General features: G+C 50.6%; 8 protein-coding genes. All 8 read left to right on the forward strand.

Annotation, left to right across the window (positions count from 1 at the left end; genetic code table 11):
* Positions 1–766: 766 nt before the first annotated feature.
* On the forward strand, positions 767–1,459 hold the full coding sequence (locus tag ACP3TC_RS02235; RefSeq protein WP_426817427.1) for an EAL domain-containing protein: 693 nt from the start codon (positions 767–769) through the stop codon (positions 1,457–1,459).
* A gap of 401 nt (positions 1,460–1,860) precedes the next feature.
* Positions 1,861–12,024 (forward strand): Ig-like domain-containing protein, encoded by a 10,164-nt coding sequence (locus ACP3TC_RS02240; protein WP_426817428.1) that lies wholly within the window; start codon positions 1,861–1,863, stop codon positions 12,022–12,024.
* A gap of 80 nt (positions 12,025–12,104) precedes the next feature.
* The gene (locus ACP3TC_RS02245) at positions 12,105–13,556 is read left to right on the forward strand and encodes a TolC family outer membrane protein (protein WP_426817429.1); all 1,452 of its coding nucleotides are present in this window, start codon (positions 12,105–12,107) and stop codon (positions 13,554–13,556) included.
* On the forward strand, positions 13,553–15,742 hold the full coding sequence (locus ACP3TC_RS02250) for a type I secretion system permease/ATPase (RefSeq protein WP_426817430.1): 2,190 nt from the start codon (positions 13,553–13,555) through the stop codon (positions 15,740–15,742). Before ACP3TC_RS02245 ends, ACP3TC_RS02250 begins: the two co-directional genes overlap by 4 nt.
* The gene (locus ACP3TC_RS02255; RefSeq protein WP_313853847.1) at positions 15,723–16,943 is read left to right on the forward strand and encodes an HlyD family efflux transporter periplasmic adaptor subunit; all 1,221 of its coding nucleotides are present in this window, start codon (positions 15,723–15,725) and stop codon (positions 16,941–16,943) included. The genes ACP3TC_RS02250 and ACP3TC_RS02255 overlap by 20 nt, the downstream gene beginning before the upstream one ends.
* 30 nt (positions 16,944–16,973) lie before the next feature.
* Positions 16,974–18,584 (forward strand): glycosyltransferase, encoded by a 1,611-nt coding sequence (locus ACP3TC_RS02260; RefSeq protein ID WP_426817431.1) that lies wholly within the window; start codon positions 16,974–16,976, stop codon positions 18,582–18,584.
* A 16-nt stretch (positions 18,585–18,600) separates the two neighbouring features.
* Positions 18,601–20,142 carry a hypothetical protein gene (locus tag ACP3TC_RS02265; RefSeq protein ID WP_426817432.1) on the forward strand — a complete coding sequence of 514 codons (1,542 nt, stop codon included), beginning with the start codon at positions 18,601–18,603 and terminating at the stop codon, positions 20,140–20,142.
* A 76-nt stretch (positions 20,143–20,218) separates the two neighbouring features.
* Positions 20,219–21,943 carry a thiamine pyrophosphate-dependent enzyme gene (locus tag ACP3TC_RS02270; protein ID WP_426817433.1) on the forward strand — a complete coding sequence of 575 codons (1,725 nt, stop codon included), beginning with the start codon at positions 20,219–20,221 and terminating at the stop codon, positions 21,941–21,943.
* Positions 21,944–21,947: the final 4 nt, after the last annotated feature.

Here is a 21,947-nt window from a genome sequence, read left to right on the forward strand (position 1 = left end):
ATGGTGTTTTTTTTGAATGATAAGTGCTTTTTTGTTTTATTTTTTTAATCAATCGCTGAGAGGGCTTAAAACATTCAGCGTTTTTTTTGCTTCTCTGGGTGCTTTTTTGAGTGTTTATTGAGCGATTAGTCACTTTTTTGCCGCGAGCTTCACTCATTTTTCGTGGTTTCTACGTCATCTGCGCAGTGATCTCCATCACGACAGAAAGTTTCGTTAATGTAATTATTATAATTTTTAATGTTAAAGCCTTTTCGGGAAAAATCTGTAATGAGGTGAATCAGGGGTTTCTGGAGGGGGTTTTTGACCGCAATTAGATGCAATTACATGCATTTTCTTAATTTTTCATTAAGTTTATTGTTAATTTTATATTAACTATTTGGTTGTTGTATCACCAGTTTTATGCGGTGAAATAAGGAGGTAATGCACGAAAACTTCACTTCTAATCGCTTAAATAGCCATGCATTCAAGGTGTTAATTGGACAATTGCTTAAGTGATTTTTGTGCATGCAATGATAAAGAAGAGTCATCTGACGATTTTGACAAACGTAAGCTAAATTTTCTCTTTATTGATAGTTTTTACCTATGATGATTTGAGTTAAGGAAGATTTAACCAATTTTTAATATCTGTTTCTGTAAGCTAGGATTTTGTAAAAGTTTAATTAATAGTGTGTCTGTTCGCCTGCTCTGACTTTGAACGAAAATATTCATAAGTAGTTTTCTGAGGTTCTGGTATTAATCGTACTTGCAGGTGTGAAGGTAATGGGCTATGAATGAAAATAATGATAATTACCAGTTCATTCTGGAACCGATACGTGATTTTTCTGGATCGCTAATTGCCTATGAACTTTTGACTAAGTTTGTCTCATCCAATAGATCTTTTTATTGCAAACAAGACAAAGAAAATGGTTTTTTGCAGATTTCTCAGTCTGAACGTTTGTCAATATTTAATCAGCAGTTGGCTCTGCTTGATAATATTTATCAAAAGAATAATACCCTGCCGAAAATATCTGTTCACATTGATAAAGTCATCGCCAATGAAATAACCAATAATTTCAGGTTGCAACAATTAATCGCACAGATGCCTCTTCTACGTTTTGAAATATGTAATTTTTTCTCACGTGATGCTGATAATGATGAATCCCTATTATTAAGAGAACTGACAAAAGTTTGCCCCCTATGGCTGGATGATTTTGGTGCGGGTAACACAAACTTAATCATGGTGATGAAGGGTAAGTTTGAATACGTAAAGATTGAGAAGAATTTTTTCTGGCAGTATGGAAAAAGTAATGCGTTTCGCGACTTAATCTCTCATCTCAATGCTTTTTGTGACGGTATCATCGTTGAAGGAATTCAGCACGCAAGGCATGAGGAGCAGCTGCGGGCGCTGGATGTTAAGGGGATGCAGGGGTATCACTGGAAGCCTGTGAAAGCTGACGCTATGGTTAAACTACTGCACTAATAATTAAATGAAATAATCAACGAACATTATTATTAATTCTGCAAGGAAGGCGTAATTAAGCGTCTTTCTTATTTGCGTATGTGTTTTTAAATTTATCTGAGTGACTATTTGATGACAGTGCAGGTAAAGAATGAAAAGAACTAACCTTCCTGTATTTTTACTTCATTAGATAATTTACTGCAGAAACTTAATTTCCTGGTCAGATCATAGGGAATGAATCCAAAGTGATGCAGCTTTATACGTATCTCTGGGTGTTGTTAAAAATACGAATAAAACCGCGAGCTCTGGTGACGCCTTACGGCGTTTTTTTGTCTGTTATTACATGAGGAACAGTCAGAAATTATTGGTGTGATTGATTACTCGTAACCGAATGCCTAACCCTTATAGGGAGTGCAAGTTATATGAATGAAATCAAGGTAACCGCAAAAGATAGCGGTTCAGCCTCCAGTATAAATGGAAGTGAAGTTAGTATAACTTCGCCCAGTGTCGTCACGCTCCAACTTAACAGAGAGGACATTGCCTCCCTTACCCGCGATCAAAATAACTTAGTCGTCACTCTCAAGTCCGGAGAGAAAGTTGTTATTCAGAATTTCTTTGTCGCTGATGCGGAAGGAAATATCAGCGATCTGGTGATACAGGATCAGACTGGCGCATTATGGTGGATTGAGAATCCGGGACCGGGTTTTGAATTTACCTCAATCGCTGACATTGAAGGGCTGCTTTATGGCACCGAGACAAGTGCCAGCACTGCGGCCTTCCTTGGAGCCGGTGGTTTAGGTTTTCTCGGTTTGGCTGCGGCGGCTAACTCTTCTGACGGTGATTCACGCGATCTGTCGAACGACAGCGATTCTGACTCCGACAGTGACTCCGATTCCGATTCCGATTCCGATTCCGATTCCGATTCCGATTCCGAGAGCGACTCAGATTCGGACAGTGATTCTGACTCCGACAGTGATTCGGATAACAGCGATTCCGACTCCGACAGCGACTCTGATAGCGATTCTGACTCTGACAGCGATTCTGACTCTGACAGCGATTCTGATTCTGACAGCGATTCGGATAACAGCGATTCCGATAGCGACTCTGACTCGGAGAGTGACTCAGATTCTGACTCAGAAAGTGATTCTGACAGTGATTCTGACTCCGACAGCGACAGCGACAGTGATTCTGATTCTGATTCTGACAGCGATTCAGACACTGATGCACCAGATGCCCCTACAGATCTCAGCGTGTCTGAAGATGGCACCACGTTAAGCGGCAGAGGCGAAGCAGGTGATACTGTTATCGTCAGAGATGCCCTGGGCAATATCATTGGTACCGGTACGGTTGATGAGGATGGTAATTTCACCGTCAACCTGGATCCGGCGCAAACCAATGGCGAAATCCTGGATGTCACGCAGACCGACGCGGCGGGCAATGTTTCGGCGGTCGCTGAGGTGACTGCAGGTGACAGCACCGCACCGCTGCTTCCAACCGATTTGGATGTCTCTGAAGACGGCACAACGCTTAGCGGCCGCGGTGAGCCCGGCACTACCGTGACCGTCACCGATGCAGAGGGTAATACCATCGGGACCGGCACAGTCGATGATGAAGGTAACTTTACGGTCGATCTGAATCCGGCGCAGACCAACGGTCAACTACTCGATGTCACCTTAACTGATGCGGCGGGCAATATTTCTCCTGTCGCTGAAGTCACTGCTGGCGATACCACCGCACCGCTGCCACCAACCGATCTGGATGTCTCTGAAGACGGCACTACGCTCAGTGGACGCGGCGAGCCTGGCACTACCGTGACCGTCACCGATGAGGATGGCAATACCATCGGCACCGGCCTGGTTGATGAAGACGGTAACTTCACAGTCGATCTGGATCCGGCTGAGACTAACGGCGAAATTCTTGACGTCACGCTGACCGATCCGGCAGGCAATATTTCTCCTGTTGCTGAAGTGGTTGCTGACGATACCACCGCACCGCTGCCGCCAACCGATCTGTTTGTTTCTGAAGACGGCACTACGCATACTGGCCGGGGTGAACCCGGTACTACTGTCACCGTCAGGGATCCTAATGGCAACATCATCGGTACCGGTGCGGTCGACGACGCTGGCAACTTCCTGGTCGAACTAAATCCGGCACAGACTAACGGTGAAAAGCTGGGCGTCACGCTGACTGACGCAGCGGGCAATATCTCACCTTCGGCTGAAGTAACGGCTGGAGATACCACTGCGCCGCTGCCGCCGACCGCTCTTGATGTCTCTGAAGATGGCACCATACTGACCGGTAAAGGTGAGCCAGGAACTACCGTTTCTGTAGAGGATTCTGAGGGTAATATCATCGGTAGTGGTTCAGTCGATGATGACGGTAACTTCTCTGTTACGCTGAGTCCGGCCCAGGTAGCGGGGGGGATCCTTGCAGTTACACTGACTGATGCCGCAAGTAATACTTCTGATGCAGCGAATGTAACAGCGCCAATTATTGACGATTCAGACTCGGACAGTGATTCTGATTCTGACAGCGATTCCGATAGCGATTCTGACTCCGACAGCGATTCTGATTCCGACAGCGACTCAGAGAGCGACAGTGATTCTGACTCCGACAGTGATTCCGATTCCGACAGCGACTCAGACAGCGACAGCGATTCCGACAGCGACAGCGACTCCGATTCCGACAGCGACTCAGACAGCGACAGCGACTCCGATTCCGACAGCGATTCAGACAGCGACAGTGACTCTGATAGCGACAGCGATTCCGATAGCGACAGCGACTCCGATTCCGACAGTGACTCCGATAGCGACAGCGATTCAGACAGCGACAGCGACTCCGATAGCGACAGCGATTCTGACTCCGACAGCGATTCCGATAGCGACTCCGATTCCGACAGTGATTCTGATTCCGACAGCGATTCTGATAGCGACAGCGACTCAGACAGCGACAGCGATTCTGACTCCGACAGCGACTCTGATAGCGACAGCGATTCCGACAGCGACAGTGATTCTGATAGCGACAGCGACTCTGATTCCGACAGCGATTCAGACAGCGACAGCGACTCTGACTCCGACAGCGATTCCGATTCCGACAGTGATTCTGATTCCGACAGCGATTCCGATAGCGACAGCGACTCCGATTCCGACAGTGACTCTGATAGCGACAGCGATTCTGACTCCGATTCCGACAGCGACTCTGATAGCGACAGCGACTCTGATAGCGACAGTGATTCTGATTCCGACAGCGACTCTGATAGCGACAGTGATTCTGATTCCGACAGCGATTCAGACAGCGACAGCGACTCTGATTCCGACAGCGACTCAGATAGCGACAGCGATTCAGACAGCGATAGTGATTCTGATAGCGACAGCGATTCTGACTCCGACAGTGACTCCGATAGCGACAGTGATTCTGATAGCGACAGCGATTCCGACAGCGATTCCGATAGCGACAGCGATTCCGATTCCGACAGTGACTCCGATTCCGACAGCGACTCCGATTCCGACAGTGACTCCGATTCCGACAGCGACTCCGATTCCGACAGTGACTCCGATTCCGACAGCGACTCCGATTCCGACAGTGACTCCGATTCCGACAGCGATTCCGATAGCGACAGCGACTCTGACTCCGACAGCGATTCTGATAGCGACAGCGATTCCGATTCCGACAGTGACTCCGATTCCGACAGCGACTCCGATTCCGACAGCGACTCTGATAGCGACAGCGATTCCGATTCCGACAGTGACTCTGATAGCGACAGCGATTCAGACAGCGACAGTGATTCCGATAGCGACAGCGATTCTGATTCCGACAGCGACTCAGACAGCGACAGCGACTCTGATTCCGACAGCGACAGCGACTCAGACAGCGACAGCGATTCTGATTCCGACAGCGGTTCCGATAGCGACAGCGACTCTGATTCCGACAGCGACTCAGACAGCGACAGCGATTCTGATTCCGACAGCGATTCCGATAGCGACAGCGACTCTGATTCCGACAGCGACTCTGATAGCGACAGCGACTCTGACTCCGATAGTGATTCTGATAGCGACAGCGATTCAGACAGCGACAGCGACTCTGATAGCGACAGCGACTCAGATTCCGACAGCGACTCCGATTCCGATTCCGACAGCGATTCAGACAGCGACAGTGATTCCGATAGCGACAGCGATTCTGATTCCGACAGCGATTCAGACAGCGACAGTGATTCTGATTCCGACAGCGACTCAGGCAGCGACAGCGATTCTGATTCCGACAGCGACTCTGATTCCGACAGCGATTCAGACAGCGACAGCGATTCAGACAGCGACAGCGATTCCGATAGCGACAGCGACTCTGACTCCGACAGTGACTCCGATAGCGACAGCGACTCTGATTCCGACAGCGATTCCGATTCCGACAGTGACTCCGATTCCGACAGCGACTCAGACAGCGACAGCGATTCCGATTCCGACAGCGACTCTGATAGCGACAGCGACTCTGATAGCGACAGCGACTCCGATTCCGACAGCGACTCTGATAGCGACAGCGATTCCGATTCCGACAGCGATTCTGATAGCGACAGCGATTCAGACAGCGACAGCGATTCCGATTCCGACAGTGACTCCGATTCCGACAGCGACTCTGATAGCGACAGCGATTCCGATTCCGACAGCGATTCTGATAGCGACAGCGATTCCGATTCCGACAGCGACTCTGATAGCGACAGCGACTCCGATTCCGACAGCGACTCTGATAGCGACAGCGATTCCGATTCCGACAGCGATTCTGATAGCGACAGCGATTCAGACAGCGACAGCGACTCAGACAGCGACAGCGATTCTGATTCCGACAGTGATTCCGATAGCGACAGCGATTCCGATTCCGACAGCGATTCCGATTCCGACAGCGACTCTGATAGCGACAGCGATTCTGATTCCGACAGTGATTCTGATAGCGACAGCGATTCTGACTCCGACAGCGATTCCGATTCCGACAGCGACTCTGACTCCGACAGCGACTCAGATAGCGACAGCGATTCCGATTCCGACAGCGACTCTGATTCCGACAGCGATTCAGACAGCGATAGCGATTCTGACTCCGACAGCGACTCCGATTCCGACAGCGACTCAGACAGCGACAGCGACTCCGATTCCGACAGCGACTCCGATTCCGACAGCGATTCCGACAGCGACTCCGATTCCGACAGTGACTCCGATAGCGACAGCGATTCTGATTCCGACAGCGATTCCGATTCCGACAGCGACTCTGACTCCGACAGCGACTCCGATTCCGACAGTGACTCCGATAGCGACAGCGATTCCGATTCCGATTCCGACAGCGATTCTGATTCCGACAGTGACTCCGATAGCGACAGCGATTCCGATTCCGACAGCGACTCTGATAGCGACAGCGATTCAGACAGCGACAGCGACTCCGATAGCGACAGTGACTCTGATAGCGACAGCGATTCTGACTCCGACAGCGATTCCGATAGCGACAGCGACTCCGATTCCGACAGCGATTCCGATTCCGACAGTGACTCCGATTCCGACAGCGATTCCGACAGCGACTCCGATAGCGACAGTGATTCTGATTCCGACAGCGACTCAGACAGCGACAGCGATTCTGATTCCGACAGCGACTCTGATTCCGACAGCGATTCAGACAGCGACAGCGATTCAGACAGCGACAGCGACTCTGACTCCGACAGCGACTCAGACAGCGACAGCGATTCTGATTCCGACAGCGATTCCGATAGCGACAGCGACTCTGATTCCGACAGCGATTCTGATTCCGACAGCGACTCTGACTCCGATAGTGATTCTGATAGCGACAGCGATTCCGACAGCGACAGTGATTCTGATAGCGACAGTGATTCTGATAGCGACAGCGATTCAGACAGCGACAGCGATTCCGATTCCGACAGTGACTCCGATAGCGACAGCGATTCTGACTCAGACAGCGACTCTGATTCCGACAGCGACTCTGATAGCGACAGCGACTCCGATTCCGACAGCGATTCCGATAGCGACAGCGACTCCGATTCCGACAGCGATTCCGATAGCGACAGCGACTCTGATTCCGACAGTGACTCCGATAGCGACAGCGATTCTGATTCCGACAGCGACTCTGATAGCGACAGCGACTCCGATTCCGACAGCGATTCCGATAGCGACAGCGACTCTGATTCCGACAGTGACTCCGATAGCGACAGCGACTCTGATCCCGACAGCGATTCTGATTCCGACAGTGACTCAGACAGCGACAGCGATTCTGATAGCGACAGTGATTCTGATTCCGACAGCGACTCTGACTCCGACAGTGACTCAGACAGCGACAGCGATTCTGACTCCGACAGTGACTCAGACAGCGACAGCGACTCTGATTCCGACAGCGATTCTGATTCCGACAGCGACTCCGATAGCGACAGTGATTCTGATTCCGACAGTGACTCCGATAGCGACAGCGATTCTGATTCCGACAGCGATTCCGATAGCGACAGCGATTCCGATTCCGACAGTGACTCCGATAGCGACAGCGATTCTGATTCCGACAGTGACTCAGACAGCGACAGCGACTCTGACTCCGACAGTGACTCCGATAGCGACAGTGACTCCGATAGCGACAGCGATTCCGATTCCGACAGCGATTCCGATAGCGACAGTGATTCCGACAGCGACTCTGACTCCGACAGTGACTCAGACAGCGACAGCGATTCTGACTCCGACAGTGACTCAGACAGCGACAGCGACTCTGATTCCGACAGCGATTCTGATTCCGACAGCGATTCAGACAGCGACAGCGACTCTGATTCCGACAGCGACTCAGACAGCGACAGCGACTCTGATTCCGACAGCGATTCTGATTCCGACAGCGATTCAGACAGCGACAGCGACTCTGATTCCGACAGCGACTCAGATAGCGACAGCGATTCAGACAGCGACAGCGACTCTGACTCCGACAGCGACTCTGACTCCGACAGTGACTCCGATAGCGACAGCGATTCTGATTCCGACAGTGACTCTGATAGCGACAGCGACTCCGATTCCGACAGTGACTCCGATTCCGACAGTGATTCTGATAGCGACAGCGATTCAGACAGCGACAGCGATTCTGACTCCGACAGCGATTCTGACTCCGACAGCGATTCTGATTCCGACAGTGACTCCGATAGCGACAGCGATTCTGATTCCGACAGCGATTCAGACAGCGACAGCGACTCTGACTCCGACAGCGATTCCGATAGCGACAGCGACTCTGATTCCGACAGTGATTCCGATAGCGACAGCGATTCTGATTCCGACAGTGACTCTGATAGCGACAGCGATTCAGACAGCGACAGTGATTCCGATAGCGACAGCGACTCTGATTCCGACAGCGACAGCGACAGCGATTCCGATAGCGACAGCGACAGCGATTCTGATTCCGACAGTGATTCAGACAGCGACAGCGATTCCGATTCCGACAGCGATTCCGATAGCGACAGCGACTCCGATTCCGACAGCGATTCCGATAGCGACAGTGATTCTGACTCCGACAGTGACTCCGATAGCGACAGCGATTCTGACTCCGACAGTGATTCTGATAGCGACAGCGACTCCGATTCCGACAGCGATTCCGATAGCGACAGCGACTCTGATTCCGACAGCGATTCCGATAGCGACAGCGATTCCGATTCCGACAGTGACTCAGACAGCGACAGCGACTCTGACTCCGACAGTGACTCCGATAGCGACAGCGACTCTGATTCCGACAGTGATTCCGATAGCGACAGCGATTCTGATTCCGACAGTGACTCCGATAGCGACAGCGATTCTGATTCCGACAGCGATTCCGATAGCGACAGCGATTCTGATTCCGACAGTGACTCAGACAGCGACAGCGACTCTGACTCCGACAGTGACTCCGATAGCGACAGCGACTCTGATTCCGACAGTGACTCCGATTCCGACAGCGACTCTGATAGCGACAGCGATTCCGATTCCGACAGCGATTCTGATAGCGACAGCGATTCCGATTCCGACAGCGATTCTGATAGCGACAGCGATTCCGATTCCGACAGCGACTCCGATTCCGACAGCGACTCTGATAGCGACAGCGATTCCGATTCCGACAGCGATTCTGATAGCGACAGCGATTCAGACAGCGACAGCGATTCTGACTTCGACAGCGACTCTGATTCCGACAGCGACTCTGATAGCGACAGCGACTCCGATTCCGACAGCGATTCCGATAGCGATTCCGATAGCGACAGCGATTCCGATTCCGACAGTGACTCAGACAGCGACAGCGACTCTGACTCCGACAGTGACTCCGATAGCGACAGCGACTCTGATTCCGACAGTGACTCCGATAGCGACAGCGATTCCGATTCCGACAGCGATTCAGACAGCGACAGCGACTCTGACTCCGACAGCGATTCCGATAGCGACAGCGACTCTGATTCCGACAGTGACTCCGATAGCGACAGCGATTCTGACTCCGACAGTGATTCTGATAGCGACAGTGATTCTGACTCCGACAGCGATTCTGATAGCGACAGCGATTCCGATTCCGACAGTGACTCCGATAGCGACAGCGACTCTGATTCCGACAGCGATTCTGATAGCGACAGCGATTCCGATTCCGACAGCGATTCTGATAGCGACAGTGATTCCGATAGCGACAGCGATTCAGACAGCGTTAATGCCGTAGACGATAACGTTACGCTGGATATTGAAACGGAAGAGACAACGGTAAATAACGGACCGTCATCGCAGAGCGGCGCAACACTGGCAACAGTGGGGCTGGGCAATGTGCTGAATCTGTCGGTTGCTGAACTTGACGCACAGTCGACCTTCTCGGTAGCAGAGGGTACATCTCGTACGCTTACCTTCCAGGCATCGTCGTTAGGAGTGTCATTACTCTCAACCTATAACCTCAACATTTATCAGCTCAATCCGGATAGCGGAAATTACGAGCGGATCGATGTTGTGAATAACTGGCTGCAAGTCGGATTGGTAGCAGGAACATCAGGCCAGCTGACGCTGACTCTGCCGGAAGGTGACTATGTCTTCTTGTTGAATGCAGCGAATGGCGTGTCGGTGTTAACTGGTTTCACCCTGAATGTCTTGCAGGACACTACACATGGCTATGTCACTACGGGCAGTTCGGTGACGGGTAATGTGATCGATGGCGATAGTGAAGGGGCAGGTGGCGATACCGCACCGGCCGGCACGTTGGTCAGTGAAGTCGATGGCACCGGAATTAATGCAAGTGGTGTCACCAACATTACCGGTCAGTACGGCACGCTAACCATCGATGCGCTGGGTAATTACACCTATACGCTGAATGCAGGTCTGGCGGCAGGCAGTATTACCGGTGATGAAACCTTCACCTATGAGCTGAAAACGCCAAATGGCTCAACCAGTACGGCAACGCTGACCATCGATCTGCAACCGGGCACGCTGCAAGCGGTTGATGACAGTGTTGATTTGGCAACCAGTGCAACCGTCGTTCAGGAAGTGGAGAACTTCGCGAATATCGCGTCAGCAAGCTGGACCACGGTAGTAGGTACCAACTCAGCGACAGGTTCCGGTGGCTTCACGGTTGAGGCGGATTCGGTACTTCACAATATTACGCTGGGCTTCACCGTCACGGGTGTTGCACTAACCGGTACAAATATAACGTGGGCCATTGTTAACAGTAGCGGAACTTCAGTGCGTACCGGCAGCGTAGCGCCATCTGGAATTATTGGCGGTGCCGCAACGGTTAACGTTTCGGGTCTGGATCTGGAAGCAGGCAACTACACACTGCGCGTTACCGGTAGCTCTTCAGTACTGGGGCTGACAACGGTGAGGGGATCGGTAAGAGGTACTGAGACGCATGTGGATGAGTTCCATACCGGCGCTTCAGCCACGGTAACCGGCAATATCCTCGACGGCTCGGGTGCGGATGGTGTAGCGGATAGTTTGATCTCGGTAGGTACCAGGATCGCTATCAGCAATGCCAACGACTCAGACTCTGCCGCACTGAACCCTTACGACCGCAATGCAACCAGCGCGACGGTAGATGGCCTCTACGGCACCTTAACCATCAATGCAGATGGCAGTTACAGCTATGTGCGTGACGCCAACATTGATCTGTCGACCATGACGCAGAAGGAGGTATTCGACTACACCCTGACGGCAACGGACGGTTCAACATCCAGTGCATCGCTGACTATCGATCTGAATATGCAGATCACCGGTAGCAACTATGCGGATACCGTCAACAGTACGCCGAATGATGACACCTTTACCTTGGGTGGCGGTGGCGACACCGTGGTCTATAACCTGCTGGATAATGCCGATGCGACCGGTGGAAACGGCACCGATACCTGGACTGATTTCTCGCTGGCACAGGATGATCAGATCGATATTGGCGAGCTGTTGATTGGCCTGAATGGAGCGGGCGGCACCATCGGAAACTTCGTTTCAGTCGAGTTTGATGGCGAAAATACCATCGTATCGATTGACCGCGATGGGCAGGGTACGAACTTTGAAAGTACTCAGCTGATTACTCTGGAAGGAGTAAACGTATCGCTGGAAGAGCTGTTGCAACACCTGAATACGGACGTTTAACGGTAGTTGTTATGAACTTATAGGGAATAAACCGGCACAAGGATGTGCCATCTTCACTCTTAATCTGCGGTGGATGATTAATGAATTTAGTTCTGTTACGAGCAATGTTTAGTTATTGCCACCTGGCGAGTGCATTTGTCTTTTGCTTCGCCCTCTTTTTTAGTACCGCGTTGTTTGCTGCGTCAGACAGCGAGGTTTCAGCAAATATGATCCGTGCCGGGCAAATGTTTGCTCAGCAGGAGTTACCCTCTTTAGACGGCACTGTTGCTTCACAACAATCGCCAAATGCTCCCGCCACACTCGATATTACGCAGGCGGTTAATCGCGCGGTGCAATGGCATCCCGATATTGCCGAGGTGGTCGGTAAACTGTATGAGCAGGCTGAAGGCGTCAATGTCGCGCGATCAAAATACTATCCAAAAATAAGTGCCGGCATGAACAACGGCATGACCAATTCCAGTACCAACAGCGGCTATAACCCATCATTTGTACTGTCGTTGTCACAGATGCTGTATGACTTCGGCAAAGTAGACAGCTCGGTAAGAGCGGCTGAAGCCAGCGTGGCCAAAGAGCAGGCCAATGTGCTGGTGAGTATTGATACCATCGCCCATGATACTGCGGCAGCAGTGGTGCAGGTGCAGGGCTATCAGCAACTGGTGAAAATTGCTGAGGCACAGCTTGAAGCACTGAATAATATCGGCAAGCTGGCGCGTCAGCGTAACGATGAAGGTGCCAGCTCATTATCCGACGTGGTGCAAACCGAAACCCGTATTGAGGGAGCGCGGTCTACGCTGATGCAATACCAGGCTAACCTGGATCGCTGGCGTGCCACACTGTCAACCTACCTTGGCTGGCGCGATCTGAAAGAAGTCAGCAATAAATTTCCCGTTACGCTCTCTAAATCTTGCCAGGTGGCACAGCCCGATTATCGACTGATTCCTTCAGTGCTGGCGGCCTGGGCTCAGGTTAATCAGGCGCAGGCTAATCTCGACAACGCCAACTCCCAGATGACCCCAACCATCTCATTAGAGCCTGAAGTCACCCACTATCTGACCAATAACTATTCCAATAATCAGGTACTGGATCGTACCCAGTATGGTGCCTGGGTTAAGGTTGAAATGCCGCTTTATCAGGGCGGAGGCCTGACGGCCAGTCGCAATGCCGCCGCACATACTCTCGAATCTGCCAATGCGGCAGTGCGTAATGCCCAGCTTGATGCACAGCAAAAACTCAGCGAATCGCAAAATGAAGAGATGAGCCTGGCGCGTACGCTGGTGATTCAGAGTCGTCAGCAGAAATTGGCAGAGCGAACCCGCGAATTGTATCAGGATCAGTATCTGCAACTGGGCACGCGCCCACTGTTGGATGTACTCAACTCCGAGCAGGAGATTTATCAGGCGCGCTTCACCGAACAGCAAACCATTAGTCAGATACACACCTTACAGCTTGACTGCCTGTACAGCACTGGCTTTATGCGTTCAGCCTTCGCGCTGAACAATCAGACGATTCAAACGGTGGAGATTCAACCATGACCCAACTTCAGGCGGTCACTCCGTCAGAAACCCCCGATACTCCTGAAGGTCAGCCGCTGTCATCGTGGACCGCCGCAATTATTCAGATTGCCACCCACTACCGGCTGGCTTGCTCACCCGGCATGTTATATGCCACAACTGAATGGCAACATGCGCTGCCACTGGAGCGGGCATTAACCAACCTGTCACGCCAGGCGGGTCTGTCTGCGCGCATGCTGGACGATCCGGCACGAGAAATGTCGGCATGGCGACTGCCACTGGCAGTGGAATTGTCTGACGGCCAGGTAGCAGTGATTAGCCAGTTTGATGGTGAGGATACGCTGACGCTTAACTTCGCTAACGATCCGCAACTGACGCCTGTGTCATTTAAACAGATGCTGCCGCAAATTCGTCATGTTGTGGCGTTCCGGCCGGTTGCGGCGGCGAAAGACAGCCGGGTCGATCGTTATCTGGAGCAAAATAAGCCCGACTGGCTGCGCAAGCTGGTGCTGCGCGACATTAAACCTTACGGCTATGTGATGCTGGCTTCACTGCTGGTGAATATTTTGGCGCTGTCCGGCATTCTGTTTTCCATGCAGGTTTATGATCGGGCGATTCCGGCGCAGTCTTATCCGACGCTTTATGTATTGTTTGGCGGAGTGTTAATCGCCGTACTGTTCTCGTTCTTGCTGCGGCTTGGCCGCTCACATATTACCGACGTGCTGGGTAAACGCGCCGATATGCGCGTCTCCGATCGGGTATTTGGTCACGCGCTGCGGCTGCGTGAAAGTGCCGTCCCACGCTCTACCGGCAGCTTTATTTCACAGCTGCGCGAACTTGAGCAGATTCGCGAGATGATCACCTCAACCACCGTCACCGCAATTGTCGATATGCCATTTTTTTTCCTGTTCCTGTTTGTTCTGGCGATTATCTCGCCGCATCTGGCATGGATCGCGCCAGTGGCGGCGGTGATTATGATTGTGCCGGGCCTATTGCTGCAGAAACGGCTCGCCACGCTGGCGCGCAGGTCGTTACATGAATCCACACTGCGTAACGCCGTGCTGGTTGAAAGCGTACAGGGGCTTGAGGATATCAAGCTGATGCAGGCGGAAGATCGCTTCCTGCAACAGTGGAACAGCTATATCCAGATCACCGCGCAGTCCGGTGTGGAGACCCGTCGTCTGACTCAGGGCCTGGTCAACTGGGGAGTGACGGTACAAAACCTGGTGTATGCCTCGGTGGTGGTGATTGGTGCACCGATGGTGATGGATGGCGATATCACTACCGGTGCGATCGTCGCTGCCTCACTGCTTTCCTCGCGCATGATCTCGCCAATGACCAAGTTATGCGGCGTACTGGCGCGCTGGCAGCAGGTGAAAGCGGCCAAAGCCGGTCTGGACAGCATCATGAATCTGCCGGTTGAGAACAGCCGGGAAGAGACGCGGGTGCACTGCCCGGTGCTGCACGGCCATTACCAGTTTACCGATGCCTGTTTCCGTTATCGCACTGAAGATACCGTATTCCCGCTGAAAATTGGTCGCCTGACCGTCCAGCCCGGCGAGCGTATCGCGCTGTTAGGGCGTAACGGTGCCGGAAAATCTACCCTGCTGAAAGCAATGGCTGGCGGTATGGAGCTGGTCAGCGGCGAAGTGCGGCTGGATAACCTGAGTCTGTCACATATCGATACTGCAGATATCCGCCGTAATATCGGCCTGCTGACGCAAAACGCGCGCCTTTTTCACGGCACTCTGCGTGAAAACCTGATGCTGGGCGCACCTAATATCGACGATGAGGCGCTGTTTGAGGTGCTGGAAGTCAGTGGTGCCGCCAACTATGTGCGGCGATTGCCGCTGGGGCTGGATCATATAGTGATGGAAGGGGGTATCGGATTATCCGGAGGACAGCGGCAGTCGGTATTGCTGGCGCGTATGCTGCTGCGCGATCCAAATATTGTGCTGCTGGATGAGCCAACCGCCTCGCTGGATGAGCATACCGAGCGTGAGTTTATTCAGCGTCTGGGCCAGTGGCTGGCTGGGCGAACGTTGATTGTTGCGACTCACCGTGCTGCGGTACTGGAACTGGTGGATCGCGTGGTGGTGCTGAAAGAGGGGCTACTGGTAATGGATGCGCCGAAAGATAAAGCGATTAAAAACTCACGTAACCCGACTTCCCAGCAGGAGGCGTCCGATGAAAAACCTGCCCGCTGAAACCACCACTACCGCACCTTCACCCTTTAATCTTGACGATCTGGATGATGAGAAGGGTAGCCGCAGGAGTTATACCGGCTCGGCGCGGATCATTATTATCACCTTTTTCCTGCTGTTGTCGGCGGGCGTCTGGGCATGGTTTGGCGTACTGGATGAGGTTTCTACCGGCAGTGGCAAGGTGATTCCCAGCACGCGTGAACAGGTGGTGCAGTTGCTGGATGGCGGCGTGCTGACCGAACTCAGCGTGCATGAAGGCGCGATGGTGCAGGCAGGGCAAGTGGTGGCACGGCTTGATCCGACGCGTTACGAATCGAATGTTGGAGAGAGCGCCGCGCGTTACCGTGCTTCACTGGCCGCGACTGCGCGTTTGCGTGCAGAAGTGAATAATCAGCCCTTAACATTTCCGCAAGAGTTAGAGGCTTTTCCTGAACTGCTGGCTTCGGAAACGCGTTTATACAATACGCGCCGCGAGCAGCTCACTGAGTCAGCTGCCCGGATTAAAGAGTCGCTGTCGCTGGCGAGTCGCGAGTTGGCGATTACGCAGAAACTGGCAAAAAGCGGTGCGGCCAGTAGCGTTGAGGTGTTACGTCTGCAGCGGCAAAAGGCCGACCTCGATCTGAAACTGACCGATCTCTATTCGCAGTATTATGTGCAGGCTCGTGAAGAGATGGCGAAGGGCAACGCTGAAGTTGACTCGCTGAGCGAGGTGATTAAAGGCCGCGCTGACTCGGTTACCCGTCTGACGGTGCGCTCGCCGGTGCGCGGCATTGTAAAAAATATCAAGGTGATGACCATCGGCGGCGTCATTCCACCGAATGGCGAACTGATGGATATCGTGCCATTAGACGATCGCTTACTGATTGAGGCGCGCCTGTCGCCGCGCGATATCGCCTTTATCCATCCCGACCAACGCGCGCTGGTAAAAATCTCGGCTTATGACTATGCAATTTATGGCGGCATGGAAGGCGTTGTAGAAGGAATTTCCCCCGACACGATCCAGGATGAGGTCAAACCGGAGATTTACTACTATCGCGTGTTTATCCGCACCAACGTCGACTATCTGCAAAACGCAGCCGGCCATCATTTTTCGATTGTGCCGGGGATGGTGGCCACGGTGGATATTAAAACCGGCCAGAAAACCATCATGGAATATCTGGTGAAGCCTTTCAATCGGGTAAAAGAAGCGCTGCGCGAGCGTTAATGCTTCTGTGGTAACAGGAATAACGTAGAAATGATGATGTACAGCACATTCAATAATGCAAAAGAGACGGGTGACAATATGAGCGACCGCAAAGCATACGAGAAGAAAGAGATCATCATGCTTTATCCCCGGTTGGGATTAAAGAAAAATGGCCTGGTCATGGCGATGCTGAAAAGAGCTAATATTCTCGCTCAGCGCGACTATATTGTCACCATTCTTACGGTTGAGTATGATGCTGAGCTTAGCCACGTCTATAACAATATGATTGAGAACGGCGTGCTCAGTAAACAGGTTCGCTTTCAGAATGTGTACTCACTGTTTCAAAAAATTCAGCCTGGCGATGTCGATGCTGGCGGAGAGATTAAGCCGTATACTCCGGTTGCCAGTGAAGGTTATGTGCAGGATACTAATAACAATTTTATCTTTAAGAAAGGCAAGTTTGAGAAGCGATATGAGATTACGCGCAGTGACGGTTCGCTGTCCTATATAAATTATTTTAACGATAATAAAATAATTATGCGCGCTAAATACGATGCCGCGCAGAAATTAAGCTGTATTCAACATATCAGCGAAGGAAAAATAACCTCAGTATCACTGTTTGATGCCGACGGTAAACTAAAAATAATTAATAATTATAAGGTGGATGACAAGTCCAGTGAACTGCAAAGTATCATTCTGTTTAATCCGCAAGGGTTCATTGAAACCACGCTGACGTCAGAAAAAGAACTGTTTCTGCATGCACTGGACACCTTCTACAATCGCGATGACACGCTTTACTACTTTATTATTGATCGGGCGATTTATTTTAGTCAGGCATTATTTTCGCATAAAAAACCGAACTATGTTTATATCGGTACTATTCATGCTGCTCATTATGTTAACCCAGCGGACAGTCATTCGCGGGTAAACAGCCACTATAAGCACTATTTTGACAATGCCCATCAACTGGATGCGCTGGTTTTTCTGACTAAAAAGCAGAAGCAAGAGGCTGAGGAACGCTTTAAATTCAATAATGTCAGCGTTGAAATACCACATGTTTATGATAAAAAAATCGCAAAATATAATGCCGAACGTAAGCCCTTTAGCTGCATCTCTGTCGGGCGCTTTGATCCGGTTAAAAGGTTGCCGGAGTTGATCCGCATCTTCTCCCGGGTGGTGCAGGCGATCCCGGAAGCCTCGCTAAAGCTGTACGGTTATGGTTCCGAGCTGGCAAAAATGCAGGCGGCAATAGAGCAGTATGATTTGTCGAACCATGTTGAGATCTGTGAATACACCGAAAGTGTTGATTTAGTCTATCAGTCAGCCGATCTGATGCTGTTTACCAGTCGCTCTGAGGGTTATGGGCTGGTGATAATGGAAGCACTGGCAAATCAGTGTCCGGTGGTTTCCTACAAAATTAATTACGGCCCCGAGGAAATGATTGTTGATGGTGTTAATGGTTTTCTGGTCGAAGATAAACAGGATGAGCAATTCGCACAGTCGGTGATTAGCGCTTTAAAAGATCGTAAAGGCCTGAAGGCGATGCAAAAAAATGCCGCTAAACTGGCAAAGAATTATACGGCTAATGACTTCTCCCAACGTTGGAGTGAGTTATTTATGCAGGTTGAGATAAGTCGCAATAATAATAACTCAGCGGTATAACGGAGAAGGTGCTTTGATGAAAATTTTAATCTTAGGAACATCGAATTCAGTTCGCCGCAACGGCTGGGTCAAAGGATTGTCCGATCGTCTGGTCGATTCTGAGGTGAGTAACTTATCTATCGGTGCGTCTCCCGGCTTACAGTTTTCAGTGTTTGCCCGTATGGATTTCTCCGTTTACGACTATGTATTTTTTGACAGTTTGCCGAATGATGAAGAGTACTTTTTAAAAACGAATTCATTTAAAAATTATAATTTCTATAATGATATCTATTTTGAATTCCTCTCGACCATTGCCAGCCAGACCAAACTGGTTATTATTGCCATTCCTTTGCTGGCGACATTGCATAATACCACTATCATTTACCGTACCCGCGAACTGCTGGCCAGGCGGCTGGGAGCACAGTTCTTATGTTTTAAACATATCATTGAAAATATTAACGCATTCTCAAATTCGCTGATTGATAATTTATATGATATGGATCCGCATCCCACCGAGTTTATTGCCAACTTTATTGGTAGTATGGTTGCACAGGTGCTGGAAGACGAGCAAAGTAAAAGTTCTCTGGGCTTTATGAGTGATAATATTAATTACAGTGAAAATTTCATTATTCGCAATGTCTCAGAAGAGTATGCTGAAGATAAAAAATATGAAATAAAAAACTCGTTATTCCAGGAAACTTTTGCATTTCTCAATCAGGACGATGAGATTAAAATTTCTGAACCAATGACGCTGATCGGATTTTATATTAATAAGAAAAACACCAAATCACATCTGAAATTGATGAGTGGTCATGAAACCGCTGCATCTATTTCGCTGTATCGTGATATTGATTTATCCAGCTTTCTGAAAATATTTATTCCCTCTCCGGTCAACACGCAAATCGACAGAATTGTGATTGACTACGAAGCGCCGACGGATAGCAGCGTACCGCTGACTTATCATCCGCAGGTCAGCAAGAAAATTGCAGAACATCCGGTACTATCGATCTCAACGCTGTGCTTCTGGCGGCCTTCCGGCACTAAATGGGAAAAAGATGTGCGTCAGACTTTCGATGCTCGCAGAATTACCCACCTGGTAAACCTGAAAATTAATAAAGCGGTGATTGACGGATTGAAAGCATCCCTTGATGATCAATTGCTTATCACATCTTCGCATGGCTATGTGATGCTGTACGATACGGTTTTGCAGAAATGCATCAGCATTGATAAAAATCTGACGGCAATTTATCCCAATCCGCTGCTGCCAGTAACAATCGCCATGGTTGACCATCAGCAGGTGGTTTTCAGCGTGAAGTTGGCGGGGATTAGCGTGCCGTTAAGCTGCTATAAAAATGGTATTGGCCTTGCCGAAAATCACGTATTAAGAGAGAACAAACGTTTCGATCTGGGTGACTATATCGCGGATAAGGTCAGCCTGTTCGGATTAAAAGGCAATAAATACGCGTTTGGCATCAATGACGTTTATCTGAGATGTTACAAAGTGAACGTAAATAACGGCTTTAGTTTTAATGCCGCTAAAATAAGCCTGTGGGAAAGGTTCAGTCTTGGCAGAGAATAAAAACACGGCTATTTCAGCACTATTATAATTGATGGTGATAATCAGCTGTTGAAGTCTGATTCAGCCAGGAGGTTCGATGAATTCGACATCCGCAACACCAACAGGTAATGGCTATGATCTTTTAGTCAGTCGTTTAGATGAATGGGGCATAACACTTTACAGTGGTGTTACTGGCGGCGGTGTAATTCATTTTCTCAAGCACTTTCCGCCATTTGATGCGGACGTTGATGGAAGAGCAGCATTATTCACCCTTGGTGAATACAGCGCGGGATTTGTCCCTCTTGGACACTACTTAGCCAGTGGAAAGATGGCAGCTGCGGTTGCAACCAGTGGTGCCGCCACAAAGCTGCTGACTTGCGGGCTAAGTGATGCAAAACTTCATGATATTCCTGCTGTTTATTTAGTGCCCTTATCGGGTGCAGCGACGGAAGGATTGGCCCCACTGCAGGATACCACGCGCCATGGCAGCAATGTGCCAGAACAGCTGCGCGCGGAGTGCCCTGATGGCGTATTCCTGCTTGATAATATCAGTACGCTGGCGAGCACTTTGACCCAGGCGCGCCGCCAGCTTGATAATGCAAAACCGGTAGTGTTAGTGCTGATGCATGAGGCACTTGTCGAACGGGTGCCTGCCTCATCTCCCCCCTTGTCGCCTCCTGAACCGGCAGAGACTGATGATATTGCCGTGTTTCTTACTCAATTCCGTCAGGCGGTATCCGATAAGCATCTGGTTATTCTGGTTGGCGAGGAGATGGCGCGCTATAAGCAGGCGTCACAGATGACTGAGCAGCTGTGCCAGGTGTTACACGCTAAAGCCATCTGGAGCATTAACGGTGCGAATGCGGTGAGCAGATCTAACCCTTACGGCTATGGCTATATCTCCTTTGGTGGCAATGACAGCAGTCTCTCGCTGTATGAAAATCTGGGTGAGAATGATGTGCTGATGATTTTGGGTGCCTGCCCGGATGAATATACGGCCAATCTAAAAAAATTCAGTGCCGCCAACACTTTTTACCTCAGTAATATTCGCGGCGCCTACGGCCAGATAGACAACAGTTTCAGCCATTTCGCAACGGGCGAATATCATCATGTCCATGCTCCGCTGGATAGCCTGCTCCGTTCCCTGACTGATGAAGGGCGCAGTGAGCCATTTGGCAATATCCCGGCTGATATCGCCCCTGATTATCTGAATGCCCTTCCTCTTACTCAACCGGAAGCGGGGTATGTCAATATGGCCGAACTTTATCAGCGGCTTGATGCCTGGTGGCCGGAAAACTCACTCGGATTTGATGATGTGTGTCTGGCCTATAAAGATCGCCAGTATGTTACACAGCGCCCTAACGATCGCATTCGTTTTTTCTCTCTCTATCGGGGTTCAGCGATGGGGGGAGCTTTCGGCGCGGCGATTGGAGCCCGGCTGGCCAGCCCGAACAGTGCCGTATTTGTGTTTACCGGAGATGGATGTTTTCGAATGTTTGCCGGTTCAATGGGAGAGGCACGCGATCTTGGCTTAACTCTCTTTCTGCTGAATAACTCTCGATTTTCCATCGTCGAACAGGGATTAACACAAATTTTGCCGGACGTTGATCCTCGAAACTATCATGCAGAAGTGCGGCCGCTGGATTACTGTGCACTGGCTCGCGCCTCAGGCTGGCAGGCGGAGCGCTTGGCGGTTGACCTGTCTAATCTGCATTCGCTACTTGCTAAATGTCGAACACCCGGCAGCGTTTCTATGTTGATTGAAGTTCTGGTCGACCCTGCGCATGTGCTGGGTACTAATCCCCGGGTAAAAAACCTATAGGACA

Source organism: Winslowiella sp. 2C04 (genome assembly GCF_050037805.1).
GTDB lineage: Bacteria > Pseudomonadota > Gammaproteobacteria > Enterobacterales > Enterobacteriaceae > Erwinia > Erwinia toletana_A.